The 26023-nt window shown below is 73.0% G+C and carries 22 protein-coding genes and 1 pseudogene; 18 read left to right on the top strand and 5 right to left on the bottom strand.

Translation table 11 applies throughout. The features are described 5' to 3' along the window. The first annotated feature begins 5 nt into the window (after positions 1–5). From MED01_RS27575 to MED01_RS27560, 4 genes are read left to right on the top strand one after another with little or no spacing between them, the layout of a single operon-like run. Entirely contained in the window at positions 6–878 is an 873-nt protein-coding gene (locus tag MED01_RS27575) for an AraC family transcriptional regulator (protein ID WP_238671437.1), read from the top strand. A gap of 20 nt (positions 879–898) precedes the next feature. Further along, entirely contained in the window at positions 899–1234 is a 336-nt protein-coding gene (locus MED01_RS27570) for a PadR family transcriptional regulator (protein ID WP_112680179.1), read from the top strand. Further along, the gene (locus MED01_RS27565) at positions 1231–2262 is read left to right on the top strand and encodes a serine/threonine-protein kinase (RefSeq protein ID WP_238671436.1); all 1032 of its coding nucleotides are present in this window, start codon (positions 1231–1233) and stop codon (positions 2260–2262) included. Before MED01_RS27570 ends, MED01_RS27565 begins: the two co-directional genes overlap by 4 nt. A gap of 28 nt (positions 2263–2290) precedes the next feature. After that, on the top strand, positions 2291–3247 hold the full coding sequence (locus MED01_RS27560; RefSeq protein ID WP_238671435.1) for a hypothetical protein: 957 nt from the start codon (positions 2291–2293) through the stop codon (positions 3245–3247). A 3-nt stretch (positions 3248–3250) separates the two neighbouring features. Here the strand turns inward: MED01_RS27560 and MED01_RS27555 are convergent, their stop codons facing one another. Further along, positions 3251–3748: an NUDIX hydrolase gene (locus MED01_RS27555; protein WP_238671434.1), complete on the bottom strand. Its 498-nt coding sequence runs from the start codon at positions 3746–3748 to the stop codon at positions 3251–3253. 175 nt (positions 3749–3923) lie between these two features. Between MED01_RS27555 and MED01_RS27550 the strand changes: the two genes are divergently transcribed. The 4 genes from MED01_RS27550 (at position 3924) to npdG (ending at position 7436) form a co-directional block, all read left to right on the top strand. After that, positions 3924–4127 carry a hypothetical protein gene (locus tag MED01_RS27550; RefSeq protein ID WP_030330129.1) on the top strand — a complete coding sequence of 68 codons (204 nt, stop codon included), beginning with the start codon at positions 3924–3926 and terminating at the stop codon, positions 4125–4127. Positions 4128–4211: 84 nt separating this feature from the next. Next, positions 4212–5078, top strand: coding sequence for a histone (locus MED01_RS27545; RefSeq protein ID WP_238671433.1), 867 nt, complete (start codon positions 4212–4214; stop codon positions 5076–5078). A gap of 80 nt (positions 5079–5158) precedes the next feature. Continuing rightward, positions 5159–6589: an RNB domain-containing ribonuclease gene (locus tag MED01_RS27540; protein ID WP_238671432.1), complete on the top strand. Its 1431-nt coding sequence runs from the start codon at positions 5159–5161 to the stop codon at positions 6587–6589. Positions 6590–6737: 148 nt separating this feature from the next. After that, positions 6738–7436: an NADPH-dependent F420 reductase gene (gene npdG / locus MED01_RS27535; protein WP_238671431.1), complete on the top strand. Its 699-nt coding sequence runs from the start codon at positions 6738–6740 to the stop codon at positions 7434–7436. Positions 7437–7540: 104 nt separating this feature from the next. Here the strand turns inward: npdG and panB are convergent, their stop codons facing one another. Both panB and MED01_RS27525 read right to left on the bottom strand, forming a co-directional pair. Beyond that, entirely contained in the window at positions 7541–8386 is an 846-nt protein-coding gene (panB, locus tag MED01_RS27530) for a 3-methyl-2-oxobutanoate hydroxymethyltransferase (protein WP_124855798.1), read from the bottom strand. A gap of 209 nt (positions 8387–8595) precedes the next feature. Beyond that, on the bottom strand, positions 8596–10353 hold the full coding sequence (locus tag MED01_RS27525) for an NAD+ synthase (RefSeq protein WP_238671430.1): 1758 nt from the start codon (positions 10351–10353) through the stop codon (positions 8596–8598). A 271-nt stretch (positions 10354–10624) separates the two neighbouring features. Here MED01_RS27525 and glnA point away from each other — a divergent pair, with 271 nt between their 5' ends. From glnA to MED01_RS27505, 4 genes are all read left to right on the top strand, one after another. Then, complete coding sequence (glnA, locus tag MED01_RS27520) at positions 10625–11974, top strand: type I glutamate--ammonia ligase (RefSeq protein ID WP_124855802.1); 1350 nt, start codon at positions 10625–10627, stop codon at positions 11972–11974. An 89-nt stretch (positions 11975–12063) separates the two neighbouring features. Next, complete coding sequence (locus MED01_RS27515) at positions 12064–12489, top strand: DUF350 domain-containing protein (protein ID WP_238671429.1); 426 nt, start codon at positions 12064–12066, stop codon at positions 12487–12489. A 305-nt stretch (positions 12490–12794) separates the two neighbouring features. Beyond that, complete coding sequence (locus MED01_RS27510) at positions 12795–13487, top strand: helix-turn-helix transcriptional regulator (RefSeq protein WP_238671428.1); 693 nt, start codon at positions 12795–12797, stop codon at positions 13485–13487. 199 nt (positions 13488–13686) lie between these two features. Further along, complete coding sequence (locus MED01_RS27505; protein ID WP_238671427.1) at positions 13687–14070, top strand: VOC family protein; 384 nt, start codon at positions 13687–13689, stop codon at positions 14068–14070. 410 nt (positions 14071–14480) lie between these two features. Here MED01_RS27505 and MED01_RS27500 read toward each other — a convergent pair whose 3' ends face one another. Continuing rightward, entirely contained in the window at positions 14481–14963 is a 483-nt protein-coding gene (locus MED01_RS27500) for an NADH-quinone oxidoreductase subunit E (protein WP_238671483.1), read from the bottom strand. 186 nt (positions 14964–15149) lie between these two features. Here MED01_RS27500 and MED01_RS27495 point away from each other — a divergent pair. Further along, positions 15150–16075 (top strand): annotated as a pseudogene (locus MED01_RS27495) (Vgb family protein). A 66-nt stretch (positions 16076–16141) separates the two neighbouring features. Here MED01_RS27495 and MED01_RS27490 read toward each other — a convergent pair. After that, on the bottom strand, positions 16142–17077 hold the full coding sequence (locus MED01_RS27490) for a S66 peptidase family protein (RefSeq protein ID WP_238671425.1): 936 nt from the start codon (positions 17075–17077) through the stop codon (positions 16142–16144). A 113-nt stretch (positions 17078–17190) separates the two neighbouring features. Between MED01_RS27490 and MED01_RS27485 the strand changes: the two genes are divergently transcribed. Genes MED01_RS27485 through mptB (MED01_RS27465) form a run of 5 tightly spaced genes read left to right on the top strand, consistent with a single transcriptional unit; the run spans position 17191 to position 25811 of the window. Continuing rightward, positions 17191–17958: a type 1 glutamine amidotransferase gene (locus tag MED01_RS27485; RefSeq protein ID WP_238671424.1), complete on the top strand. Its 768-nt coding sequence runs from the start codon at positions 17191–17193 to the stop codon at positions 17956–17958. Next, positions 17958–21155 carry a bifunctional [glutamine synthetase] adenylyltransferase/[glutamine synthetase]-adenylyl-L-tyrosine phosphorylase gene (locus tag MED01_RS27480; protein WP_238671423.1) on the top strand — a complete coding sequence of 1066 codons (3198 nt, stop codon included), beginning with the start codon at positions 17958–17960 and terminating at the stop codon, positions 21153–21155. Before MED01_RS27485 ends, MED01_RS27480 begins: the two co-directional genes overlap by 1 nt. After that, complete coding sequence (locus tag MED01_RS27475; RefSeq protein WP_238671422.1) at positions 21148–22767, top strand: hypothetical protein; 1620 nt, start codon at positions 21148–21150, stop codon at positions 22765–22767. Before MED01_RS27480 ends, MED01_RS27475 begins: the two co-directional genes overlap by 8 nt. Positions 22768–22815: 48 nt before the next feature. Next, positions 22816–24216, top strand: a complete 1401-nt coding sequence (gene mptB, locus MED01_RS27470) for a polyprenol phosphomannose-dependent alpha 1,6 mannosyltransferase MptB (RefSeq protein ID WP_238671421.1) — start codon at positions 22816–22818, stop codon at positions 24214–24216. A 14-nt stretch (positions 24217–24230) separates the two neighbouring features. Beyond that, entirely contained in the window at positions 24231–25811 is a 1581-nt protein-coding gene (mptB, locus tag MED01_RS27465; RefSeq protein WP_238671420.1) for a polyprenol phosphomannose-dependent alpha 1,6 mannosyltransferase MptB, read from the top strand. Positions 25812–26023: the final 212 nt, after the last annotated feature.

Here is a 26023-nt window from a genome sequence, read left to right as displayed (position 1 = left end):
CCCGGGTGCTGGATCGGCTCAACGAGGCCATGGCGTACATCGAGCGCCACCTCGACCAGAAGATCGAGGTGGCCGAGCTGGCGCGGATCGCGCTGACGTCGGAGTACCACTTCCGGCGGCTGTTCTCCGCGCTGGCCGGGATGCCGCTGTCGGAGTACATCCGTCGGCGTCGGCTCACCGTCGCCGGTGCGGACGTGCTGGCGGGGGAGCGGACGTTGCTCGACGTCGCGGTGCACCACGGCTACGGCTCGGCGGAGGCGTTCGCCCGGGCGTTCCACGCCGTGCACGGCGTGGGCCCCGGAGAAGCTCGGCGTACGGGGGCAGCGCTGCGAGCCCAGCCCCGGATGTCCTTCCGACTCACAGTCGAAGGGAGCGGCAGCATGGAGTACCGGATCGTCGACAAGGACGCGTTCGCGCTGGTGGGGCGCAAGGCCCGGGTCCCGCTGGTGCACGAGGGGATGAACCCGGCGATCGTCGCGTTCATCCGGAGCATCGACAAGGAGACGACAGAGCGGATCGAGGCGCTCTCCGATCAGGAGCCGAAGGGAATCGTCAACGTCAGCGACAACCTCGCCGACAGTCGGCAGGAGGGCACCGAGCTGGACTACTGGCACGGGGTGGTGACCAGCGTCGTGCCACCGGAGGACCTTGACGCGTTGCCGGTGCAGGCGGGGTCGTGGGCGGTGTTCACCACGTCCGGTGCGTTTCCGCAGGCGGTGCAGTTCCTGTGGCGTGACGTGTTCACCCAGTGGTTTCCGTCCAACCCGTACCGCAGCCGACCTGGACCGGAGATCTCCCGGGTCCGGGTGTCGGCGGACGGCACCCAGGCGGACGCCGAGCTGTGGATTCCCGTCGAACGGGTACCCACCCCTATGTAGAGTTCCGATACAGTGGCCGGATGCGGATGACCATTCCGGTCGCGAAGGTGCTCGCGGCGCTGCTCGCCGAGCCCGACGAGCAGCGCTACGGGCTCGACCTGATGCGAATGACCGGCCTGCCCAGCGGCACCCTCTACCCGGTGCTGCACCGCTTGCAGGGGGCCGGCTGGCTGGCCGCCGACTGGGAGGCGATCGATCCCGTCGCGGCCGGCCGGCCGGCCCGCCGCTACTACCGACTGACCGCCGTCGGTGTGACGCAGGCCCGGCAGGCGCTCGCCGACCTGCGGGCCGCGATCCCCGACGGCGGCCGTCGCTCGTGGGGCGGCACCGAGCCCACCGGAGCACCGGCGTGGTGACCCGCCGGGTTGTCGAGCTGCTGTTGGAGTTGGCAGCGCGCCGCTGGCCGGCCGAGGTTCGCGACGACCTGCGCCGCGAGTGGGCCGCCGAGCTGCACGTGCTCGCCGAGAGCGGCCGCCGGACGAAGATGGTCGGCTTCGCGGTGAGCCTGGCGGTCAGTCGCGCCGGCGCCCCGATCGTCGACCGCACAGTGCTGCGTGCTCGGACCGGTCGCACCGTCGCCGCGCTACTGCTGTCCCCGATCGCCTGCGTCGGGATCGTGGCCCTCGGTGTGTTGGCGCTGTTCTCCGTCGACTCGTTGCTGGTGCGGGCGAGTTGGGTGGAGCGGGCGCAGAGGCCCATCTGGGCGGCGTTCACCATCGTGCTGGCGGTCGTGCTGGCGGTGTTCGCCGCCCGCTGGGCCCGGCACAACGCACTCGACGGCCCACTGCGTATCGCGCTCGGCGTGGTGCTCCCGGTCGGTGCGGCCGTCATCCTGTTCGTGTACGTCGTCAACTTCAGGTACGTCGTCAACGCCGAGGGCCTGGCCGACGCCGTACCCGGTCTGCTGCTCTGGTTGGCCGGCCTGACCCTCACGCTCTGGGCCGCGGCGAACCTCGCCGCCCGGGGTCGCGTCCGCGCCGCCTGGTGGGTGGGCGTCCTCGGCGCACTCGTCGCCGCGGACCTCGCGGTGATCCTCGTCATCGTCGACGCGTACCCCGCCGGATTCGGCGCTGGGCCGACGATCGAGGCACGGGAGCGCGTCGACCCGATCTCCGCGCCGTTGTGGCTCTTCGCCTGCTGGACGGACTGGAACTTCGGCCTGCCCCGGCCGATCGAGTGGGAGATCTTCCTGATCACCAACCGGGTGTTGATAGAGCCCATGCTCTACCTGGCCTGCACGCCGTACGCGCTCGCTTACACCATCCGGGCGGCCCGGTCCGCGCCCACCGCGCCGGTCGCTCTGGTCCAGACGCGCAGCGCCACGGGCTGGACATACAAGGCGAGCGGAAAGCGTCATCGGGGTCCTCGAGCGGCGAACGAGTGAGGACAACGGGAGCAATCGGAGCGCCGGCATGGTGACCCGACGGATCGTCGAGCTGTTGCTGGAGTGGGCCGCGCGCCGCTGGCCAACCGACGTCCGCGACGACCTGCGCCGCGAATGGGCCGCCGAGCTGCACGTTCTCGCCGAGAGCGGTCGCTGGACGAAGATGGTCGGCTTCGCCATGAGCCTGGCCGTGAGCCGGGCCGGCGCCCCGCTTCTCGACCGTAGCATGATGCATCGGCGGGCCCGCCGTACCGCCGCCGCCCTGCTGCTGGCCCCGCTCGCCTGCGTCGGGATCGTGGTCGTCAGCGCGCTGGCCATGAGTCAGGTCTACAACTTGCTGTCGATGCGAGTGAGCTGGTCGACAGCGGCGCAGTTGCCGCTCTGGTCGACGCTGACCGTCGGCTTCGCGGTGCTGTTGGCGAAGTACACGTCACGGTCGGCCCGGCACACCGCACTGAAGGGCCCGCTGCGCATCGCGCTCGGCGTGGTGCTGCCCGTCGGTGTGGCCGCACTCGGGCTCATGTCCGTCATCAACGGCAATGTCTTCGGCAGCTTCGTACCCGGTCTGCTGCTCTGGTTGGCTGGCCTGACGCTGGCCCTCTGGGCTGCGGCGAGCCTCGTCGCCCGGGGTCGGGTCGGCGTCGCCTGGTTGGTTGGCCTCGTCGGCGCGCTCGTCGCGGCCGACCTGGCCGTGATTCTCTTCGTACTCCAGACCATTCCGGGACCCGGCACCGTTCCGGCCGACGCGATGACACCGGACAGCGTCGACCGGATCTCCGCGCCGTTGTGGCTCCTGGTCTGCTGGACCGACTGGAACTTCGGCCTTCCCCGCCCCACGTCGTGGGAGATCTTCCTGATCACCGACCAGTTGTTGCTGGAGCCGATGTTCTACCTGGCCTGCACGCCGTACGCGTTCGCGTACGCCATCCGGGCGGCCCGGTCGGCGCCCGTCGCGCCGCTGGCCCTCGCGCCGACCCCGGTGTGAACCTCAGTCGGGTACGTCGTCCCACGTCGTACCCGGCTCCAGGTAACCGGCCAGCTGGTTCTCGCGCAACGCGTACGCGATGACCAGCAGGGCGTGCCTGTCCAGCTCGGGCAGCCGGTCCAGTGGAAACCACCGCACGGCCAGCGACTCGTCGTCGTTGACGCGGGCCGTGCCGGCCACCAACCGGCACAGGAACCCCAGGTTGAGGTATTCGCAGCGGTCCCCGTTCGGGTACGTGTGCGGGTGTGACACGGCGCTGGACATCCGCACCGGCGCCACCTCAAGGCCCGTCTCCTCACGCACCTCCCGGACCAGCGCTGTGGCCGGCTGCTCGCCCGGCTCGACGAAACCGCTGATCACCGACCAGCGCCCGTCGTCGGCACGCTGGCCGAGCAGCAGCTCACCGGCGTCGTTGCGGACCACCGCGCTGACGCTCGGCAGCCAGAGCAGGTCGTGGCCGACGTGCTTGCGCAGCCCCACGATGTAGTCCGGTGTCGCCATCCGGCGATCATAGATGTGCCCAGCAGTGATGCTCACCTGCGCATCTTCTGGAGTTCCAGTCCCACGCGTTTCGCCATTTCGGCCCGACGAACGCAATGCATATCTACTGTGGAGATCGTCGGCGACTTGTGCGATCCGGTGGCGGCCGGCCGGTTCGCGGTGCACAGTGATTCCCATGAGCGACAGCGAACGTGGTGGGCAGTTCTACTGGTGCACCCGGCATCACCGGGTCGAGACGGACGCCAACGTGTGTCCGGCGAAGCACGTTCTCGGCCCGTACGACTCGGCAGCCGACGCGGAGAACGCCCTGCAACGAGTGCAGGAGCGAAACGAGGCGTGGGATGCCGAGGACGCTCGTTGGGCCGGGGACGACAGATAGGCGGCGCGGGACGGGCTCGCGCCGAGGTATTCCGTGCTCCGCGAGGACGCACGCGAGAGCACGTCCCCCGAGGAGGGAACCACGATGGCCGAAGCACAGCAGGCCACCAAGCGCCCGGCCGCCCGACGCACCACCGCGAAGAAGACCGCCGCGGCGGAGCGGAACACGGCGGCGAGCCGGACCACCCCCGTGCGCAAGTCCACCGCGGCTGCCGCGAAGGCGCCGGCCCGCAAGGCCGCCGGCGGGGCGGGCCGCGCTCCGGCCAAGAAGACCACCACCGCGGCCACGAAGGCCCCCGCGAAGAAGGCCACCACCAAGACCACCGCCGCGGCCAAGAAGGCCCCCGCGAAGGCCTCGACCACCACCCGCAAGACGACCACCGCCGCCAAGCGGGCCCCGGCGTCCACCGCGCGCAGGACCACCACCGCCGCGAAGAAGACCACCGGTACGACGAAGAAGACGGTGAGCGCGGCGAAGAAGACCACCGCCAGCGCGGCGAAGAAGACCACCGCCGCGGCGAAGGCCCCGGCGCGCAAGACCACCGCCGCGGCGAAGGCTCCGGCGCGCAAGACCACCACCGCGGCGAAGGCATCGGCGCGCAAGACCACCAGCGCGGCGAAGGCCCCGGCGCGGAAGGTGGCGACCAAGGCGTCCGCCGCCAAGAAGACAGCGACGAAGAAGACGGCAGCGGCGAAGAAGACAGCGTCCACCCGCCCCAGCGGCGGCGCGCGCAAGGCTCCGGCCAAGAAGGCCCCCGCTGCGAAGGTGACGGGTACCTCGTCGACCACTGCCCGCAAGGCGGCGGCGAAGAAGGCCCCGGCGAAGAAGACCGTCGCGGCCAAGGCGCCGGCCCGCAAGGTGACCGCCCGTAAGTCTCCGGCCCGCCCGGTCGCCGCCCGAGCCACCGCCCCCAGGGGGGCCCGCAGCGCAGCCCGCAAGGCGACCGGCTGAACGCGGAGCATCCCCTCACCGGGCGGATTTTCGGCCGGTCACCGGAAGCGGATCACCCGTGGCGCTGTCAGGATTGACCCGTGGTCATTCGACGCGTACTCGCGCCCCGCATCGACTTCGGCGCGTTGCGCCGCGAGCTCGGCCTGCCCGAGGAGTTCCCGGCCGACGCCCAGCGTGAAGCCGACAAGGCGGCTGCGGCACCGCCGCAGCCGCCCGTCGACCGCACCGACATCCCGTTCGTCACTGTCGACCCCGCCACCTCGCGGGACCTGGACCAGGCGATGCACCTCAGCCGCCGCCCCGGTGGGGGCTACCGGGTGCGGTACGCGATCGCCGACGTCGCCGCGCACGTCACACCGGGTGGGGCGTTGGAGGCGGAGACCTGGCGGCGGGGGCAGACCATCTACCTGCCCGACGGCAACGTGCCGCTGCACCCGCACACCCTCAGCGAGGGGGCGGCCAGCCTGCTGCCCGACGACGACCGGGCCGCTGTGGTCTGGACCATCGACCTGGACGCCGACGGCGGCACCGTCGCCGTCGAGCTGGAACGCGCACTGGTCCGCAGCCGCGCCAAACTGGACTACACCGGGGTGCAGGCGGCAGCCGAGGCCGGCCGGCTACCCGACCCGATCGCGCTGCTGCCGGAGATCGGCGACCGACTGACCGCCCGTGGGCTGGGCCGGGGCGCCATCAACCTGCCGCTGCCCGAGCAGGATCTGGAGCCCGACGGTGAGGGCTGGCGGCTGGTGCTGCGCGCGCCGGTGCCGATGGAAGAACACAACGCGCAGATCTCCCTGCTGACCGGGATGGCTGCCGCCGACATCATGCTGGCCGGCCGGGTGGGTCTGCTGCGGACGATGCCGGCGCCCAAGCCGGAGGCGGTGCAGCGGCTCCGGGCCGCCGCCGCGCCGCTGGGCGTGCACTGGCCGGACGACGTGGGCCCGGGGCAGGTCATCGCCGGTCTGGACGCCGCCCAGCCGCGCGCCGCCGCGTTCATCGACCAGGCGGCCGAGCTGATGCGCGGTGCCGCGTACACCGCCTTCGACGGGGAGCTGCCGGAGCAGCCGGAACATGGTGGCGTGGCGGCCGCGTACGCCCACGTGACGGCGCCGTTGCGGCGGCTGGCCGACCGGTACGCCACAGAGGTCTGCCTGGCCCTGCACGCGGGCCAGGCGGTGCCCGACTGGGCCCGCGCCGCGTTGCCCCGGCTGCCCGAGGTGATGGCGAGCACCGACCGGGTCGCCTCGGCGGGCGCACGTGGCGCCGTCGAGTTGGCCGAGGCGGCGGTGCTGGAGCACCGGGTGGGGGAGACCTTCGACGCGGCCGTCCTCGACGTCGACGCCCCGCCCAACGGCAAGTCCCGGCCCCGCCCGCCCGGCGGCACCGTCGCGCTGGACGCCCCGCCGGTACGCGCCCGCTGCCTCGGCCAACTGCCGCTCGGCGAACGGGTCCGGGTCCGCCTCGTCACCGCCGACCCGGCGGCCCGTACCGTCCTGTTCGAGCTGGCCTGAGCGGGCCGCCGGCCCGGGCCCGATCCTCGCCCGTGGGCGTGGTCGCCGGCCTTGGCCCGGTCCTCGGCGGCGCTGTCGCTCGCGGCAGCGGGGATTCTCACAGCGCTCGGCGCTGCTGACCGGCCGAGCGGTTTGCGAGGATGAGGGAATGGCATACGACGCGAGCACCCTGCCCGACGTGTCCGGGCTGACTGTCGGCATCATCGGCGGCACCGGCGACCAGGGGCGGGGCCTCGCCTACCGGTTCGCGCGGGCCGGCCAGACGGTACTGATCGGGTCCCGGTCGGCGGAGCGGGCCGCCGAGTCCGCGGCCGAGATCGCCGCCCTGCCCGGGGTGCCGGCCGGCGGCAGCGTCACCGGTGCGGCCAACGACGAGGTGGCCCGACGCAGCGACGTGGTGATCATCGCGGTGCCGTGGGACGGGCACGCCGCCACCGTCGCCGCCCTCGCCGAGCCGCTCGCCGGCCGGATCGTCGTCGACTGCGTCAACCCGCTCGGCTTCGACAAGCAGGGCCCGTACGCGCTGACCGTCGCCGAGGGCAGCGCCGTGCAGCAGGCCGCCGCGCTGCTGCCCGACTCCCGGGTCTGCGCCGCGTTCAACCACGTCAGCGCTCCGCTGCTGGCCGACCCCGAGGTCGACCGGATCGACCTGGACGTGCTGATCTGCACCGAGGACCGCGAGCTGGTCGACATCGTCGGCGCGCTCGCCGCCCGGATCCCCGGCATGCGGGGCATCTTCGCCGGCCGGTTGCGCAACGCCCACCAGATCGAGGCGTTCACCGCCAACCTGATCGCCATCAACAAGCGCTACAAGGCGCACGCCGGCATCCGCGTCACCGACCTCTGACCCGCGAGCGGCGCGATCCACTCCGGTTTCACGAAGACGGGGTGTCCCGGTGCCCGGGACACCCCGCTTTCTGCGCAACCGTGCGGATCACGCCGTGCCCGGTCCTAGAAGGTGTGTTCGGCGGCGGGGAACTCGCCGCCGCGGACCTCGTCGGCGAAACGGCGGGTGGCGTCGGTGAGAGCGCCGGCCAGATCCGCGTACCGCTTGACGAAACGGGGCGCCTTGCCCGTCCGCAGCCCGGCCATGTCCTGCCAGACCAGCACCTGCGCGTCCGTGTCCGGGCCCGCGCCGATGCCCACAGTGGGAATCGGCAGCTCGTGGGTGATCCGCTTGGCCACCTCGCCGGGCACCATCTCCAACACCACGGCGAACGCGCCCGCCTCCGCCACCGCCCGCGCGTCGGCCAGCACCTCGTCGGCGGCGTCGCCGCGACCCTGCACGCGGTAGCCACCCAGGGTGTGCTCGCTCTGCGGGGTGAAGCCGATGTGCGCCATCACCGGGATGCCGGCGCCGACGATCGCGGCGATCTGCGCGGCGTTGCGGCGGCCACCCTCCAACTTCACCGCGTGACAGCCACCCTCCTTCATGAACCGGACAGCGGTGCGCAGCGCCTGGGCCGGGCCCTCCTCGTATGAGCCGAACGGCAGGTCACCGACGACCAGCGCCTGCCGGGTCGCCCGCACCACTGCCCGGACCAGCGGAAGCAGCTCGTCGGCGGTGATCGGCAGGGTGGTCTCGTAGCCGAACACGTTGTTGGCTGCCGAGTCGCCGACCAGCAACACCGGAACGCCGGCCTGGTCGAAGATCGACGCCGTGTACTGGTCGTACGAGGTGAGCATCGGCCAGCGCTCGCCGCGCTCCTTGGCGGCCATCAGGTCGCGGGTGCGGACCCGTCGGGTGGCCGGGCCGCCGTACAACGCGGTCACCTCGTGCGGAGTGGACTCCACCATCTCTGTCTCCCTTCCTCGAGGCCGCCTGCGCGGTCCCCGGGTTCCGTCGCGATCGTCGCACCGCGAGACGGGCTGACGGCAGGGCCCAGTGCAAGATGTCACTCCACCAGCGCGGGGCCGCCCCACCTGGCCACCCGGGACCGCGCCGTGAGGTCACCGCGCGGCGGCGCCGGGCCGCGCCACCGACCCGGCACCCCCAGGGGTACGGCTCAGCCGTGCTCGCGCCACCGGTTGGTGATCGGCAGACGGCGGTCGCGGCCGAACGCCTTCATGGAGATCTTCGTGCCCGGCGCCGACTGCCGTCGCTTGTACTCGGCGGTATCCACCAGCCGCAGCACCTTGTCCACGATCGCCGGGTCGTGACCCGACTCGACCAGCCCGTCGCGGCCGAGGTCGCCGTCGACGTAGCCGATCAGGATCGGGTCCAGGACGTCGTAGTCGGGCAGGCTGTCGCTGTCGAGCTGGCCCGGGCTCAGCTCGGCGCTCGGCGGCTTGCCGATCGAGTTCTCCGGGATCGGGGCTGTCTCACCGCGCCGCGCCGCGTCCCTGTTACGCCACTTCGCGAGCCGCCAGATCAGCGTCTTCCAGACGTCCTTGACCGGGTTGAAACCGCCCACCGAGTCGCCGTACAGGGTGGAGTAGCCGACCGCCAGCTCACTCTTGTTGCCGGTGGTCAGCACCAGGTGGCCCTCCTGGTTCGACAGCGCCATCAGGATCACGCCACGGACCCGGGCCTGCAGGTTCTCCACTGCCACGCCGGACAGCGACAGGTTGGCCAGGAAGCCGTCGACCATCGGCTGGATCGGCTCGACCCGGTAGTCCAGGCCGGTGCGCTTGGCCAGGTCGGCGGCGTCCTCCCGGGAGTGCTCCGAGGAGTGCTGACTGGGCAGCGACACCCCGACCACCCGGTCCGGCCCGAGCGCGTCGACGGCGAGCGCCGCCACCACCGCCGAGTCGATGCCCCCGGAGAGACCGAGCACCACCGACGGGAACCGGTTCTTGTTGACGTAGTCGCGCAGACCCAGCACCAGCGCCTGCCACACCTCGGCCTCGTCGGCCACCGGCTCGATCAGCCCGCCGGTGGCGGCCGGGCCGGACGGCGTGGACGGAATGCCGTCCAGCGTGCTGTGCACGATCCGCATGCCGTCGGCCAGCGTCTCGGTGGTCGGCGCGGCGGCGGCGGCCGGCAACTCGACGTCGTGCACGAGCAGGTGTTCGACGAACTGCGGTGCCCGGGTGAGCAGCTCACCGTCGGCGGTCACGATCATCGAGTCGCCCTCGAAGACCAGCTCGTCCTGGCCGCCCGTCATGTTCACGTACGCGATGGCGGCGCCCGCCTCGGCGGCGCGGCGGCGGACCAGCGGCAGCCGGATGTCGTCCTTGTTCAGCTCGTACGGCGAGCCGTTGATGTTGACGACCAGGCCGACGCCGGCCCTCCGGGCGGCGGCGAACGGACCGCCGGCCTGCCACAGGTCCTCACAGATGGTCAGCGCGACGTCCACGCCGCCGATCCGCACAACTGTCAGCGCGTCACCCGAGACGAAGTACCGGTCCTCGTCGAAGACGCCGTAATTGGGCAGGTGGTGCTTGAAGTAGCGGGCGGCCACGACGCCCCGGTGCAGCAGCGCGGCGGCGTTGCGGGCACCTCGGCCCGGCTCGGCGTCCCCGCTGACCTGCGGCGGGCCGTCGGCGTCCAGGTAGCCGACCACGACCGGCAACTCGCCGAGACCATCGGCGGCCAGGTCGGCGGCCAACCGCTCCACGGCGGCCCGGGACGCGGCGACGAAGGAACGCCGGAAGACGAGATCCTCGACCGGGTACCCGGTCAGCATCATCTCCGGGAAGAGCACCAACTGGGCACCGGCATCGGAGGCCTGGCGAGTCCAGCTGCGGACCAGGTCGGCGTTTCCGGCGAGGTCGCCGACGCTCGGGTTGACCTGGGACAGGGCGAGACGCAGGGTGGGCATGCCTTCATCTTGCCCCAGCCCCCGCGCGACAATCCGTACCCTCGGACGAGATTGCCGCCACCCGCCGCGACGCCGCAGCGGCAGGAACTCGGCCGTCGTGGCGGCGGACGCCGTGGTACGGCGGGGGCACGCGCTCGCCGGGCGGGACACGAAGGGACGGCCGGCGGCAGTTCGCGTAACGTCTGCGTAACCAGGCCCGGGAACACTGGGCGATCAGGTCGGGTGCAGCCCGGCCAAGGCGGACAAAAGAGTGTCGCGAGGGGTTGGGGAAGTGGACCGTCAGCAGGAGTTCGTCCTCCGCACGCTGGAAGAGCGGGACATCCGGTTCGTCCGGCTGTGGTTCACCGACGTTCTGGGCACGCTCAAGAGCGTTTCGGTGGCCCCCGCCGAGCTCGAGGCGGCCTTCGAGGAAGGCATCGGCTTCGACGGCTCGGCGATCGAGGGCTTCGCCCGGGTCTTCGAATCGGACATGGTGGCCATGCCCGACCCGACCACCTTCCAGGTCTTCCCCTTCGAAGGCGGCGTCAGCGGCGAGAGCGCCCGGATGTTCTGCGACATCCTGCTGCCCGACGGCGGGCCGTCCTGGGCAGACCCCCGGCACGTGCTGCGCCGCGCGCTGTCCAAGGCAGCCGAGAAGGGCTTCACCTTCTACACCCACCCCGAGATCGAGTTCTTCCTGCTCGAAAACGGTCCGCAGGACGGCTCGGTGCCCACCCCTGTCGACACCGGCGGCTACTTCGAGCACACCACCCACGCGGTGGCCCGGGACTTCCGCCGTCAGGGCGTACTCGCCCTGGAACGGATCGGCATCTCGGTGGAGTTCAGCCACCACGAGGTCGCGCCCGGCCAGCAGGAGATCGACCTGCGCTACGCCGACGCGCTCACCACCGCCGACAACATCATGACCTTCCGGCACGTGGTCAAGGAGGTCGCGCTCTCCACCGGTGTGCAGGCCAGCTTCATGCCGAAGCCGTTCACCGACCAGCCGGGCAGCGGGATGCACACCCACCTGTCGCTGTTCGAGGGGGAGCGCAACGCCTTCCACGACGGCGGCGACCCGATGAAGCTGTCCAAGGTGGCGAAGTCGTTCATCGCCGGCCTGCTGGTGCACGCCCGGGAGTACACGGCGGTCACCAACCAGTGGGTCAACTCGTACAAGCGGCTCTTCCCGCAGCACCTGCCCGACCGGATCACCGAGAGCCCGGCGTACGTCTGCTGGGGTCACCTCAACCGGTCCGCGCTGGTCCGCGTTCCCGCGTACGGCAAGCCCAACTCGGCCCGCGTCGAGGTCCGCTCGCTGGACTCGGCGGCCAACCCGTACCTCGCCTTCGCGGTGCTGCTCGGCGCCGGCCTGAAGGGCATCGAGGAGGGGTACGAGCTGCCGCCGGGCGCCGAGGACGACGTCTGGTCGCTGACCAGCGCTGAGCGGCGTGCCATGGGCTACGAGGCGCTGCCGGAGAACCTCGCCGAGGCGATCGACGTGATGGCCGGCTCCGAACTGGTCGCCGAGGTGCTCGGCGAGCACGTCTTCGACTTCTTCCTGCGCAACAAGCGGGCCGAGTGGGAGCAGTACCGCCGTGAGGTCACCCCGTACGAGCGGCAGCGCTACCTGGCCCTGTAGACGCAGGGGCTGACGCCGTTGCGCGCTGCCGCTATCGTCTCGATCACCGCGCCGGTACCCCTCCGGGCGGAGAGTCGGGAGGCAAGTCGGTGCTGGAGGATCTGTTCAGCGGTGCCTGGCAGAGCGTCGTGTTCGGGATCGTCGGCGTCGGCCTGATGGCCGCCGGTTTCGGGCTCGTCGACCTGCTCACCCCGGGACGGCTGCGAGACCTGATCTGGGTCGAGCGCAACGCCAACGCGGGGTTGCTGCTCGCCGCCAACCAGCTCGGCATCGCCGGGATCGTCTTCACCGCGATCCTGACCAGCTACAGCGACTTCGGCAAGGGGCTCGCCTCCACAGTGGTCTTCGGCCTGGTCGGGTTGGCGATCATGGCGCTGGCCTTCCTGGTGCTGGACCTGCTCACCCCCGGCAAGCTCGGCGAGGTCATCTGCTCACCCGAGCCGCACCCGGCCGCCCGGGTCAGCGCCGCCACCCACTTCGGGGCCGCGCTGATCGTCTGCGCCTGCATCGCCTGAGGCGGCTTTCCGCGTCGTCGTGTGGGCGGTTCGTCGTGCGGGCGGTTCGTCGTGTGGGCGGTCCGCCGTGCGGGCGGTTCGCTTGCGGTCGTGCGTCCTGGCGGGTGTGCGCCTGCGGTCGTGCGTCCTGGTGGGTGTGCGCCTGCGGGCGGGCGGCTGGCGGCTGTGCGTCTGCGGCTGTGTAGATCTTGGACAGTTTCCGTTATCTCCTGACGGAAACTGTCCAAGATCTCTGGCCGGCGGGGGCGCTCGCGGTCGGTGGGCGGTCGCCGCGGGCGTCGTACCCCGGCCGTAGCGTGCCGGGCATGAACCGCACCGATCGCCTCTACGCGCTGGTCGAGGAGCTGCGGGCGGTGTCACCACGGCCGCGCAGTGCCAGCTGGCTGGCCGCGCGCTTCGAGGTGAGCAGCCGGACGATCGAACGGGACCTCGGCGCGTTGCAGGAGGCCGGGGTGCCGATCTGGGCCGAGCCCGGGCGCACCGGCGGCTACGTCCTCGACCGCGCCCGCACCCTGCCGCCGGTCAACCTGACCGCCGCCGAGGCGGTGGCTATGGCGGTGGCGCTGCACCGGCTCGCCGGCTCCCCGTTCGCCGGGCCGGCCGCCACCGCGCTGCGCAAGCTGGTGGCGGTGCTGCCGGCCGCCGACGCCGCCGAGGCACACCGCCTCGCCGGCCGGGTGCACCTGATCGGCGACGGGCCGGCCACGCCCGTCCCGGCCACCGTCGCCGACGCGGTCGCCGCGCGCCGGGTGCTGCGCATCCGGTACGCCGACCGCGCCGGCGCCGACTCGACCCGTGACGTCGAGCCACTCGGCTACCTCGGCAACTCCCGACACTGGTACCTGGTCGCCTGGTGCCGTCTGCGCGACGAGGTGCGCTGCTTCCGTACGGATCGGATCCGGAGCGTCCGTGCGCTGCCCGACGTGGTGGCCCGGGAGCTACGCCTGACGGATCTCGACATTCCGCACGAGCGGGTCCGCCCGCTGAGCCTGGTCTGAGACGGGCTCGGCTCTGAGAGGGGCTCGGCGCGGCGGCCTGGTCTGAGACCTGTCGGCGGGGCGGCGGGCCATGGTGAGTCTCGTCGCTGGAAACCCCGCCGGGTGATCCGAAAACACCGACAGGACGCTGTCGCCAACGACCCCGAGACTGCTCCAGACGACGGCCGATCGGCCGGCACGGAAATTCTGGAGGCATGAGATGTCCAGGTCCACCACGCCCATCACCTGGTTCGAGATCGGCACCGACCGGCCCGAGGACGCGGAGCGGTTCTACGGAGACCTGTTCGGCTGGACCTTCGAGGAGCAGGGCTCGACCAACGGAGGGTCCTACCGCGTGACCGGGGCCGGCGGCGACACCGGGATCGGCGGGGCGATCCGGGCGACCGACGGGACGTCGCCCAACTACGCGGTGTTCTACGCCGAGGTCGTCGACGTGGCGGAAACCTGCCGACAGGCCGAAGCTGCCGGAGGGCGGGTGCTGGTGCCGGCGCGTACGACTCCGAGCGGTCTCACGTTGGCCCACCTCCTCGACCCGGCCGGCAACCACCTGGGCGTGTTCACGCCCCCGCCCCCGCAGCCCTGACCCCTTCCCGGGCCGCGCTCCTTCCCGGGCCGCGCGTGATCGACTCGGCTTTCATGATGTCGGGGTGTCCGAGCGCGCAGGACACCGCGACTTCACGGAAACCGAGTCGATCAAGCCGGTACAGGCCCGGGCCGGCCCGGGCCCGACAGGTCGGAACGGGCCTGCTGCGGGCGTGGGCCGACCGGGCCTGCCCGGGGGTGTGTCGGGGTCGGACCGGGCCTGCTGTGGGGCGTGTCGAGGTCGGACCGGGCCTTTTGCGGGGTGTGCCGGGGCGGACCGGGCCTGCCCGGGGGTGTGTCGGGGGTGGCCCGGGTCTGCTGTGGGGCGTGTCGAGGGCGGACCGGGCCTGTCCTGGGGGTACCGAGGCCGGCCCCGGCCTGCTGGCGCCTGCCGGGGCCGGGCTCGTCGGACTACTTGCCGGGCGTACCAGCGCCGTGGTGGCCGCCCGGGCCGCGGTGGCCGCCGGGGCCGGGGAAGACGCCGGCCTCAACGGCGGTGGTGATGGCGTCGGCCTGCTCCTGGGTGAGCTTGCCGTCCTTGACCGCCTGGTCCAGGCGCTGCTTGAGCGCGGCCTGCCGGTCCTCGGCGGACGGGCGCTGCGGTCGGTCGGCCGGGCGGTGCTGCTCGCGGATCTTCTCCAGTGCGGCGGTCACCTTGTCGGTGGGAACGCCCAGCTCCTTGGCGAGCGCCTCGGCGAATTCGCCCTGCCGGTCGGCCTTCGCACCCGGGGCCCCGCCGGGCGCCGCGTCGGGCGCGAGGGCGGTGTTGGCGCTCGGTGTCGGCGTGGGAGTGTCGGCGGCGAACGCGATCGTCGGGGCCGCGATCCCGACGCCGAGGACGCCGGCGGTGGCCAGGCCGGCCAGCAGGTGCTTCCTGCGGATGGTGCGGGACATGCTGTCCTCCAGAGGTTCGGTCATCCTGCGCTGTCGTGACCGACTGTGACCGGGCAGTCTGGGCGGAAGCCGTGGCGACCCTGTCAGCGAGCTGACAATCAGGGCCGGGCGGTGGGCGAAATCGGTTGTGTCGTCGCTGGCCGGGGGGTCAGGGTGGACGATTCACCGACGGAAGGACACTGCGGCATGACCGTCGAGATTCGGGAGATTCCACTCGTCGAGCCGGGCTCCGGACCGTACGGCATCACGCCTGGCCCGGACGGCGCGCTGTGGCTGACGTTGGCCCATGCCGGCGGGATCGCCCGGTTGTCGCCTGACGGCGAGGTCCGGACCTACCCGCTGGATCCGGCCGGCGGTCGCCCGTTGATCATCACGGCCGGGCCGGACGGGGCGCTCTGGTTCACCCGCTCGGGAGACGACCGGATCGGTCGGATCACCGTCGACGGTGAGCAGCGCACCGTCGCCCTACCGGCCGGCACCGGGCCAGGCGGCATCGCGGCTGGGCCTGATGGCGCGCTCTGGTACGCCGGGATGACCTCCGACACCATCGGCCGGGTGGAGACCGACGGCACCCACACCGCGTTCCCGCTGCCGGTGACCGGCGGGTTCGCCTCGATGATCACTGCCGGGGCGGACCAGGCTCTCTGGTTCACACTCAACCAGGCGAACGCGATCGGTCGGATCGACCTCGACGGCACTGTCACGCTGCACCCGTTACCCACAGCGAAGGCGGGCCCGGTCGGCATCACCTTGGGCGATGACGGCGTCATCTGGTTCGTGGAGATCGCCGCCGGTCAGCTCGGTCGGATCGACAGGGATGGAGAGATCGTCGAGCTCCCGCTGCCGGACCGGGCGGCCCGCCCGCACGCGATAGTGCCGACCCGGATGGCGGCGTGTGGTTCACCGAGTGGGGTGCCAACCGGATCGGTCACCTCGACCCCGCCGGGCGAATCGAGGGTTACGCCCTACCCACCCCGAACGCCGAACCCCACGGCATCACCCGCACCCCCACGGGCATCTGGGCCGCCCTGGAAATCGGCGCCATAGCCCACCTGACCCACCCACCCGGCGGCGATCATGAAGTTATTGCCGCGACACGCCGTGGCGAGTGACAACAACTTCATGATCAACGGTGCCGGAGGTGGGCGCCCGGGGGCGGGCGGGGGAGCGGAGCCCGGTTAGTGGACTGCGGGGGTTGCGGTGAGGGTGGCGGTGGTGGTGTCGAGGGTGGCGGTGGTGCCCACCGGGACTGTGAGCTGGTTGGGGCCGTGGCCGATGGGGAGGCCGCCGAGGACCGGTACGTCCAGGTCGCCCAGACGTTCGGTGAGCACGTCGACGATTGTGGTGTCCCAGCCGTCGCCGCAGTCGGTGAACTGCCCGACCGCCACCCCGGCCAGTCCGTCCAGTGCGCCGGCCCGGCGCAGGTGGGTGAGCATTCGGTCGACCTTGTACGGGGGCTCCTGTACGTCCTCGATCAACAGCACCGCCCCGGTCAGGTCGGGCAGGTCCGGCGTGCCGATCGACGCGGCGATCATGCACAGGTTGCCGCCGAGCAGGGTGCCGGTGGCGCGACCCGGTACGCGTACGCCGAAGGTCTCCTCGGTGGGGACCGCGGTGATCGACACCGGTTCGGTGGTCATCAGTGCCGCGTGCAGGGACTCGGCGGAACGCAGTGGCGTCCGCTCGTCGCGCCAGGCCGCCCCGGGGCCGTGCACCCCGGCCAGGCGGGCGCCCCGCCAGAGTGCGAACTGCAAAGCGGTGATGTCCGAGAAACCGGCCACCACCTTCGGGTCGCGGCGGACGGCGGCCATGTCGATGGCGTCCACGATCCGCTGGGCGCCGTAACCACCACGGGTGCAGATCACCCCACGCACGTCCGGGTCGGCGAAGGCCGCGTTCAGGTCGGCGGCGCGCAGGTCGTCGGTGCCGGCGAGGTAGCCGTGACGGGCGTACGCGTTGGGCGCCGGCACCGGGCGCAGACCCCAGCCGGTGAGCAGCTCCATGCCCCGGGCCACCCGCTCCGGCGAGGTCGGCCCGGACGGCGACACCAGCAGCACCGTGTCACCCGGGCGCAGCACGGGCGGGCGTACGGCGGCGGTGTCCTCGCTGATCACAACCGCAGAGCCTAATCACCCCGGCGTGGTCGGGACCCGTGCACGGGCGGCGGGAGGCCGCGCAGCCCGTGCCGGGGCGTGGTGCCGTGCGGCGTACCGGCTAGCCTCGACGGGTGGCAACCGCGCTGGTGATCGAGAACGACCCGACGGACGACGCGCGCCGGCTGGGTGAGTGGCTGACCGAGGCTGGGCTGGAGCTGTGGGTGGTACGCCCGCACGCCGGCGACGAACTCCCCGCCGACCTGGAGGGGTACGCGGCGCTGGTGGTGCTCGGCGGCGACCAACAGGCGTACCCGTTGCCGGACGGCTCGCCCGGAGCACAGTGGTTTCCGGCCGTGGAGGGCCTGCTGCGCAAGGCGGTCCGGTACCGGGTGCCGACCCTGGCGGTCTGCCTGGGCGCGCAGTTGCTCGCCACCGCGCACGCGGGGCTGGTGGAGCGCAGCCCGTCCGGGCCGGAGGTCGGCCCCGGCGTGGTCGGCCGGCGCGACGCCGCGGAGAACGACCCGTTGTTCCGGTACGTGCCGTTGATCCCGGACGTGCTCCAGTGGCACGCCGACGAGATCACGGAGCTGCCTCGGGGCGCGACTCTGCTGGCCGCCTCCACCCGCTACCCGCATCAGGCGTTCCGCCTCGGTGACCGGGCCTGGGGGTTGCAGTTCCACATCGAGTGCGACGCCGCGATGATCGCCGACTGGGCCACCGACTCGACCCAACTCGCCGAGCTGGGCTACGACCCGGAGCTTGTGGTCGCGGCCTGCGCCTCGGTGCTGGCCGACGTGGAGGAGGTCTGGCAACCGTTCGCCGCCCGGTTCGCCGCGCTGGCCCTCGGCGAGCTGGACGACAGTACGACGCGGCGCGGCCTGCCGTTGCTCGGGCACTGATGAGCCGGCCGACCAGGGCACCGGGCCGGCTCGCCCGGTACGGCTTCGGCACCGCCGAAGGCGATGGCGGCGCGCGCGCCGCGGACCTGCTCGGCCCGGAAGGGCTGCGGCTGTGGCAGCCGGCCGAGCAGGAGCCGGTCGACGAGGCCGCCGCGGAGCTGCTCGCCGCGCTGTCCCGGGCCGCCGACCCGGACCTGGCGCTGCGCCAACTGCACCGCATCGTGGAGGCCGAGAGCCGCAGCACGGACAGCAGCGCCAGAAGCCGCGCCACGGGCAGCCGCGGCACGGACAGCAGCGCCGGAAGCCGCGCCACGGGCAGCAGCGCCGAGAGCCGCGGCACGGGCGGCAGCGCCGGAAGCCGCGCCACGGGCGGCGGCGCCGGAAGCCGCGCCACGGGCGGCGGCGCCGGAAGCCGCGCCACCGAAGGCGGCACCGAATCGCCGCTTCTCGCGGACGTGCACGCCGATCCCGGGTTACGGCGGCGGCTGATCGCTGTGCTCGGCGCGTCGGCGGCGCTCGGCGATCACCTGGTGGCCCACCCCGAGCACTACCAGGCGCTGCGGACCGCACCGGACGGGCTCGCCCCGACGGCCGAGGGGCGGTTGGAGCCGACCGACGGCGGCAACGCGGTGGCGGCGCTGCGGGTCGCGTACCGCCTGGCGTTGCTGCGGATCGCGGCGGCCGACCTGACCGGCGGTCGCGGCCTGGAGCAGACGATGGCAGCGCTCTCCGCGCTGGCCGACGCGACGCTCTCCGCGGCGTACGAGATCGCTGTCGCGGAGCTGGCGGAGGGGACCGAGCGGCCCCGCCTGGCGGTCGTGGCGATGGGCAAGTGCGGTGGCGGTGAGTTGAACTACGTGTCCGACGTGGACGTCATCTTCGTGGCCGCCGAGGACGCCGACCTGTCCGCCGCGACCCAGGTGGCGACCCGGTTGATCTACATCTGCGGGCTGGTCGCCTGGCCGGTGGACGCCGCGCTGCGCCCCGAGGGCAGCCGCGGCCCGCTGGTGCGGACCCTCGCCAGCCACCTGGCCTACTACCGGCGGTGGGCGCGCACCTGGGAGTTCCAGGCGTTGCTCAAGGCCCGCCCGGCCGCCGGTGACCTGCCGCTGGCCCAGGAGTGGATCGATCAGCTCGCGCCGCTGGTCTGGCGGGCGGCCGAGCGGCCCGAAGCGGTCGAGGACGTCCGCGCCATGCGCCGCCGGATCATCGACCACATTCCGCCGAAGGAGCTGGAACGCGAGATCAAGCGCGGTCCCGGTGGGCTGCGTGACATCGAGTTCGCCGTCCAGTTGCTGCAACTCGTACATGGTCGCGGCGACGAGACGCTGCGTCCGCCCGGCACCATCCCGGCGTTGCGCGCGCTCGTCGCCGGCGGCTACGTCGGGCGGGCCGACGGCGAGGCCCTGCTGCGCGGCTACCGTTTCCTGCGCAGCGTCGAGCACCGGCTGCAACTCCAGGGCCTGCGTCGTACGCACACGGTGCCCGCCGAGCCGGGCGCGCTGCGCTGGCTCGCCGCCGCGCTCGGTTTCACCGCCGCGCCGGGGCGCAGCGCCGTGGAGAGTTTCCGGGCCGAGTGGGTCACGCACGCCACCGAGGTACGCCGACTGCACGCCAAACTGCTCTACCGGCCGCTGTTGGAGTCGGTGGCCCGGGTACCGGCCGACGGGTTGCGGCTCACCCCGGAGGCGGCCAGGAACCGCCTGGAGATCCTCGGCTTCGCCGACCCGGCGGGGGCGTTGCGCCACCTCCAGGCGCTCACCGGCGGGGTGAGCCGCACGGCGGCCATCCAGCGCACATTGCTGCCGGTGCTGCTCAGCGAGTTCGCCGACGCGCCGGAGCCGGACCGGGGGCTGCTCAACTACCGCAAGGTCTCCGACAAGCTGGGCAGCACCCCCTGGTACCTGCGGCTGCTGCGCGACGGCGGCCCGGTCGCCCGCCGGCTGGCCCGGGTCCTCGCGTTGTCCCGGTACGTCGCCGACCTGCTCGCCCGCGACCCGGAGGCGCTGCGGCTGCTGGCCGAGGAGAACGAGCTGGCGCCACGCGCGCCCGAGGTGCTGCGGGAGGGGTTCCTGGCGGCGGCGGCCCGGCACACCGACCCGGTCGAGGCCACCAGCGCGGTGCGCGCGCTGCGACGCCGCGAGCTGGTCCGGGTGGCCTGCGCCGACGTGCTCTGCCGGGCCGGCGCGCTCGCGCCCAGCCCCACCCGGGCGGACGGCGCGAACCGGTCGGCCCCCAAGCTGTCCGACATCACCGCTGTCGGTACGGCGCTCGCCGACGTCACCGACGCCACTCTGGCCGCCGCGCTGCGGGCCGCCCAGGCCAGCCAACCGGCACCACCCGGGCTGCGGTTCGCGGTGATCGGCATGGGCCGGCTCGGCGGGTACGAGTCGAACTACCTCTCCGACGCCGACGTGCTCTTCGTCTACGACCCGCCGCCGGGCACCAGCGAGAGCGCGGCCAGCGCCGCCGCGCACGCCGTCGCCGAGGAGCTGCGTCGACTGCTCGGCGTACCCGCCCCCGACCCGCCGCTGGGCGTCGACGCCGACCTGCGGCCGGAGGGCCGCCAGGGTCCGCTGGTACGCAGCCTCGCCGCGTACGCGCAGTACTACGCGCGCTGGTCGCGGGTGTGGGAGGCGCAGGCACTGCTGCGCGCCCGGTTCGTCTGCGGTGACGCCGACCTGGGCGCCGAGTTCGAGGCGATGATCGAGCCGGTGCGCTACCCGGCCGACGGGCTGACCCGCGAGCAGGTCGTCGAGATCCGGCGAATCAAGGCCCGGGTGGAGACCGAACGGCTGCCCCGTGGCGCCGACCCGGCAACCCACACCAAGTTGGGGCGCGGTGGGCTCGCCGACGTGGAGTGGGCGGTGCAACTCGTTCAGCTCCGGCACGCCGGCGCGATACCGGCGCTGCGCGGCACACGTACCCTCGACGCCCTCGCGGCGGCCGAGCGGGCCGGCCTGATCGACCCGGCGGACGCCGCGGAGATGGCCGCCGGTTGGTCCCTGGCCGCGCAGGTCCGCAACGCGTTGATGCTGGTCCGGGGTCGGGCCGGCGACCAACTGCCCCGGCACGGGGTGGAGTTGGCCGGGGTGGCCCGGCTGCTCGGCCGCGACGACCCGGGGGAGTTCCTGGACGAGTACCTGCGCACCGGCCGCCGCTCCCGGGCCGCTGCCGAACGGGTCCTCGATGCCTGACGCGTCGCCGCGTCCGACCGGGCGGAGCGTCGCGGGTTGGGCGGCGGCGACCGCTGTGGCGGTGCTGCTCGCCGTCGCGTTCCTCCTCGCGCCGCCGATGGGCACCGACCTCGCCGCCCAGGTGGCCCGTGCCGGGTTCACCGAGCGGTACGGGGCCGCGCCGGTCGACTTCGGCTGGTACGGCGGCATCAACCAGTACGGCTACAGCCTCTTCACAGCCCGGTTGGGCGCGCTGATCGGGGTGCGTCCGCTGGGGGCGGTCGCCGCCGTGGTTGGCGCGGCAGCGCTGGGTTGGCTGTTCACCCGCAACCGGGCCCGCCGACCGCTGCTGGCCGGTGTTCTCGGCGCTGTGGTGCTGGTCGGCAACCTGGCGAGCGGGCGGATCACCTTCGCGGTCGGGTTGGCGTTGGGGCTGCTGGCGCTCTGCGCGGTCAGCGCGGAACGCCCGCCGCGCTGGCTCCGGTTGACGCTCGCCGCCGTCTGCGCCGCCCTGGCGACGGCGGCAAGCCCGGTCGCCGGGCTGTTCACCGGGCTGGCCGGCGCGGCGCTGCTGCTGGGCGCCCTGCGCACCGGTGACGGGCCAGGCTGCCCGCTGCCCGGAGGCTGGCGAGCGGAGCGACCACTGGCCGAGGGGTTCGTCCTGGCCGTGGCGCCCGCCGTCACGCTCGCCCCGATGGCGTTCGTCTTCGGCAACGGCGGCACCCAGCCGTACTCCGCCGAGTCGATGCGCATCAACGTCGCGCTCGCGGTGCTGGTGGCGGTCGTGCTGCCGCGTCGCCGCCGGGTACTGCGCGTCGGCGCGGCGCTCACCGTGCTGCTCCTGATCGCCGCGTACTACGTGCCCAGCCCGATCGGTTCCAACGCGCTACGACTGCCGATGCTGTTCGCGCTGCCCGTGCTGGCCGGGTACGCCGCGTTGCCGGGGGCATGGCTGGCCGCGCTGCTCGCCGCGACAGTCTGGTGGCAGTCCCCGGTGATGGTGAGCGACGTGACCCGGGCCGGCGCCCCGGAGAGCGCCGCGAGCTTCTACCAACCGCTCGTCGCCGAACTCGACAGGCGGCAACCGGCCGGGCGGGTCGAGGTGGTGCCGCTACGCGACCACTGGGAGTCCGCGTACCTGCCGCCGACAGTGCCACTGGCCCGGGGCTGGGAACGCCAGGTCGACAGCGACCGCAACGCGCTGTTCTACGACGGAAACCTGAGCGCGCAGACGTACGAGCAGTGGTTACGGCACGAGGCGGTGAGCTACGTGGTGCTCGCCCCGGACGCGCCGGCCGACAGGTGGGGCCGCGACGAGGCAGCGCTGATCCGTGGCGGCCTGCCGTACCTGCGGGAGGTCTGGCGTGACTCCACCTGGCAGATGTACGCCGTGGTCGATCCGAGCCCGCTGGTCGGTGCCCCGGGTCAACTCGTCGCCGCCGACCGCGGCGCGGTCCGGCTGACCGCCACACCCGGGGACGTGCTGGTCCGGGTGCGCTGGTCGCGCTGGCTCACCTTGAACGGCCCGGACGGGTGTCTGCGACAGGGCGCGGACGGGTGGACCGAGGTGCGGGTCCGCGCCGCCGGCGACTACTCGATCTCCAGTGGGTTGGCACCGGCGCGCCACTGCTGACAGTGCCTGCCGTCGGCCTCCCAGCGACGGGCTGGCAGCATGTCCGGCGTGCCTTCCCACCTCGCGCGCTGGACCGGCCTGGCCGGCTCGATGCTGCTCGCGCTCGCCGCTTTCCTCGGCGGCGCGTTTCCCAGCGGCCCCCTGCGCAGCACCCCGGTCAGCATCTGGCAGGGGCCCGACGGTCCGCTGATCCTCGCCGCCTGGTTGGTCGGCACCGGCCTGATGGCGTACGCCTGGTGGGCGCTACGTGACGGAGGACCCTCGACGCGCTGGGCGCTTGTCACAGTCGGGCTCTGGCTGCTGCCGTTGCTGATCGCACCGCCCTTCGGCAGCCGGGACGTGTACGCGTACGCCTGCCAGGGCGCCAGCTTCGTCGGCGGCATCAGCCCGTACGAGCAGGGCGTCTCCGCACTGCCCTGCCCCTGGCTGGACTCGGTCTCGGTCATCTGGCGCGACACCCCGGCGCCGTACGGGCCGCTGTTCGTGCTCATCGCGGGCGCCGTGGTGAAGGCCACCGGTTCGCTGACCGCCAGCATCGTGCTGTTCCGTGCGCTGTCGCTGGTCGGCGTCGTCCTCACCGCGTGGGCCCTGCCGACGCTGGCGCGTCGGGCCGGTGTGCCGGCGAAGCGGGCGGTGTGGCTGGCGTTGGGTTCCCCGCTGGTCGCCGCGCACCTGATCGGTGGCCCCCACAACGACGTGCTGATGCTCGCCGCGCTCGTCGGCGGGCTGGCAGTGGTGGCAGCGCACCCGGGCCGGCGCGGCATGCTGCTGGTCGGCGGGCTGATCCTCGGCATCGCGGTGGCGATCAAGGTGACCGCCGTGGTGGTGGTGCCGTTCGCCGCACTGGCGGCCACCGCGGGGCCGTACCGGATCCGCACGCTGATCCGCGACGGCGGCTGGGTGGTCGGCGGCACCGTCGCCGCCGTGGTCGGCGTGACAGTCGTCGGTGGGCTGGACTTCGGTTGGATCGGCGGGCTGTCCCAGGGTGGCGCCGCCATCGCCTGGACGTCCCCGTCGACGGCCGTGGGGCAGACGGCCGGGTACGTCGCGGCGCTGTTCGGTGGTCACATCGACGCGCTGCCGGTCACCCGCGGGATCGCCGTGGTCGTCCTGGCCGTCCTGCTCGTCTGGGTCTGGTGGCGGGCCCGCACCCGCGACCCGCTGTACCACGCCGGCCTCGCGCTCGCCCTCACCGTCGCGCTCGCCCCCGTGGTGCACCCCTGGTACTGGACCTGGCCGCTGTTCGTGCTGGCCGCCACCGCCCAGCGGACCAGATGGTTCATCGTGGTCGCCCTGGTCGCGTCGTTCCTGGTGCTGCCCGACGGCACCGGGCTGCCCCGCTACACCAAGACGGTCGGGGCGCCGCTGATGACGCTGTTGGTGATCGTGCTGGTCATCCGGTTGGTACGGTCGGCTCGGGCGGCCCGTCAGCCGGTCGCCGCCGACTGAGGGAAGGTGCGCCGGTGACCGCTCCCGGCCCGCCCGCTGGCCCACCGGTTGCCCGCGTCGCCCGGTACGTCGGCCTGGCCGGCGCTGTCCTGCTCGCCGTGGCCGGATACCTCGGCGGGGCACTGCCCGACGCCCCGCTGGGCGTGACACCCGCGTCGATCTGGCGAACCCCGGACGGCCCGGCGACGCTGACCTGCTGGCTGATCGGCACCGTGCTGCTGGTCGGGGCGTGGTGGTCACTGCGCGAGGGTGCGCCGTCGACCCGTTGGGCGTACGTCACCGCCGGGCTGTGGGCGCTACCGCTGCTGGTCGCGCCACCGCTGGGCAGCCGCGACGTCTACTCGTACGCCTGCCAGGGCTGGACGTACGCGCACGGCGTCGACCCGTACGCCGTGGGGGTGGCGGCGGCGGGCTGCCCCTGGCTGGACACTGTGGCGCCGATCTGGCGGGACACCCCGGCACCGTACGGGCCGGTGTTCGTCCTGCTCGCGGCGCTCGCGGTGAGTGTCGGCGGCGGGCTCACCGGCACGCTCGTGACGCTGCGGATCATCGCCGTGGCGGGGCTGCTGCTCGCCGCGCTCTGCGTGCCCGCTCTGGCGCGGGCGGCCGGGGTGCCGGCCCGTCGGGCGGTCTGGCTGCTGCTGGCCTGCCCGCTGGTCGGCGTGCACCTGGTGGGCGGGGCGCACAACGACGCCGTGATGCTCGGGCTGCTGCTGTGCGGGCTGCTGGTCGTGGTCCGTCGACCAGGTCGCCCGGCGGCGCTGCTGCTGGCCGGCGCGCTGCTCGGGCTGGCGGTCACTGTGAAGGCCAGCGCCGTGGTGGTGGTGCCGTTCGCCGTGTTGGCCGCGGTGCACGGCCGGTACACCGTTCGGGCGTTGCTGCGCCACTGTGGTTGGCTGGCCGGAGGGCTGCTCGCCGCGCTGCTGATCACCTCGGCGCTGTCCGGCCTCGGCTTCGGCTGGGTGGGCGGGCTGACCCACAGTGGCGACTCGGAGCAGTGGACGTCACCGCCCACCGCCGTGGGCTTCGTGGTCGACTACGTTGGCGCGCTGTTCGGCCGGGACCCGCAGGCGGTGCCGGTGGTCCGGACGGTGGCGCTGCTGCTGCTCGTCGGGGTGCTGCTGGTGCTCTGGTGGCGGGCCTGGCATGTGCTGCGCGGGCTGAACGAGGCCGCGGCTCCCGAGGCGAGGGGTTCGGGGGCGGGGAGTTCCCTGGTCGCGTCTTCGGAGTTCGCTTGTCCTGAGGTTGGGTGTCCTCCGGCGGCGCGCTCCCGGGTGGCGCTGCACGGCGCGGCGTTGGCGCTGGTCGCCACCGTCGTCCTGTCCCCGGTCTTCCACCCCTGGTACGCGACCTGGCCGCTGGCGCTGCTCGCGCTCACCGCCACCCGGACCACTTGGTTCGTGCTGCCGGCCGGGGCAGCGACCTTTCTGGCCCTGCCCGACGGCACCAACCTGGCCCGCTTCACGAAGGCCCCCGGCGCGGTGGCGATGACCGCCCTGCTCCTGTTCCTGCTCCTTCGGGTCCGGCAGAACGGGCCGAACCGCTCGTCACATCGACGATCCGATGGTCAAGATCGCGCCCGAACATGGTTGTAGTGGCATCGCCGGACGCCGACGCCACTACATCCTGAATCGAGCACGATCTTGGGAGCAGGTCAGGGGCCGGTGACATGCCGGGCGTGGGCGGTCAGCGGTGCGTGTTCCAGGTCGGGCCGAGGGTGGAAGGCCGGGCCATCCGGCGCGTACGGCCGGCGGCAGAGCGGTATCCCGGGGGCGTTACGAAACGGGCCGGGCCGGCTCCGCGATCG

Source organism: Micromonospora alfalfae (genome assembly GCF_022230925.1).
GTDB classification, from domain to species: domain Bacteria; phylum Actinomycetota; class Actinomycetes; order Mycobacteriales; family Micromonosporaceae; genus Micromonospora; species Micromonospora alfalfae.
The sequence above is the reverse complement of the archived record's forward strand: the minus strand, read 5'-3'. Positions and strand labels throughout refer to the sequence as shown.